This is a genomic window from Loigolactobacillus backii (genome assembly GCF_003946275.1).
Classification (GTDB): domain Bacteria; phylum Bacillota; class Bacilli; order Lactobacillales; family Lactobacillaceae; genus Loigolactobacillus; species Loigolactobacillus backii.
In genome coordinates this window covers 1-1,606 of sequence record NZ_RHNQ01000133.1, presented here as the reverse complement: position 1 = coordinate 1,606, position 1,606 = coordinate 1, and the positions used below count along the sequence as shown (strand labels likewise).

Below are 1,606 nucleotides of genomic sequence, written 5' to 3'. Positions count from 1 at the left end.
TTTTGACGTTCATCTTGAAATTGACCTTGTGAGAAGTCGTTAGCGTCTTTCTTTTCAGGCTTCCAAGTAAAAGAATAACCAATCACTGGTTTCCCGCGGCCTTTACCATATTTTTTTCTAACCGTTAGGCCTCTAAAAAGAGGCGTAAGTTCCTCTTTGATGGGTTTTAAAACGGATTGATTTATATTGCTACTTTTATAGCTTTTAGGGACATCTAATAGCTCGTTAAAGTCTGCAACTGAAAAGTAAGCGTACCCAGTAGTTCTAAATTGTTTTAGTAACCGAAACATGGTTTTTGCGTAGCTACTTTTTAAATCTCTGAATTCTGATAAAGCATAACGAACCCAACTTTCCAGCTCATTTAATAATTTTATAGCTTTGGGGTAAATTTTAATATCAACATAAGGATCATCAGCATGGCCGTTTATCTCAAATTCGGTAAACATAACAAAAAATTCACGATGCAGCCCATCTTTACTACGCCTTCCAAAGCGTAAGCCTAAAATTTTTTGATAAGTACTTTCAATATCGTCAATAAATCGGTTATTTGCTGTAGGTTTATATGCACTTAATTCTTTTAATTGATCAAATGAAAACCTTACAGTTTCGTCACCCTTGTCACGCATTCTAGAAACTATTGAGAAGAATAAATTCATTTCAACAGGAGTGAATTTTCGAAGTGGGATTGTATTTAATTCAGGATCATATTTAACAATTTCATTACTCAAATGAAGCACCTCTTTTAATGAATATGGTTTTATGAATATATAATACTACAAAACTCTATCTATAAACAGACAAAACTCTATCTATAAACAGACAAAACTCTATCTATAAACAGACAAAACTCTATCTATAAACAGACAAAACTCTATCCATAAACTTCTGTACGCCTTGGGGGAGTAAGGCTCAAGAGGGGTCTAAAAGAGGTTTAAAAGAGGTTTATAAAAGAGGTTTAAAAGAGGCACCACTGTACAAGATCAAAATCTAAAACAAAAATACAAAGGAGTGAGCCCAAAAACAGGCTCACATTAAACTCCAGTCGCTACGCTCTTTGCGCCTCACTTCGTTCGTTGCCTACAAAGGAGTGACAAGCCACATTTAATCGGGCGCTAACGCCCCGAACCCCGTCCAAGCTGAGCCAGCTTAACCGCTTTTTCACTCGCCGTTAGGCAGGAAAGCAAAGTTTTATAGAAACTTTGGCTTTCGCCAATTCAGTGTTAAGACTGGTTTAAAGCTGTCAATTCCTTATGCTCCCACGCTTTGCTCGTCCGCTACCATTGACAGCAAACAGTTAGTTTTTCTGAATCTTAACAAGAACTTAGCTGCTATGTTCGTTTTTAAGGGCCTCATTCTTCGTTTTTAGCGGTTTTGAGACTGTTTATATATTTATACCAAAGCAAAAACAAAAAGCCCTCAGCAGGCTCTTAGAGGGCTAAATAACGAAGCCAGGACGATTAATAATATCTTCTTGTCTTTTTTGCAAAACATAAGTGTATAAGGAATCATACAAGTTCCTTTTGATCTCATCAGGTTCATTGACAGAAGCTTCAAACAATTCTTGAATATCAACTTGCCAAGGATCAGCAAGCATTTCATCAATGGG

Annotated in this window: 1 protein-coding gene; it reads right to left on the bottom strand. The window is 36.5% G+C overall.

Annotated elements, in window-relative coordinates:
* Positions 1 to 728: replication initiation protein (locus tag EKM61_RS11885; protein WP_164505775.1), on the bottom strand; the 728-nt coding region annotated here is incomplete at its 3' end.
* Positions 729 to 1,606: the final 878 nt, after the last annotated feature.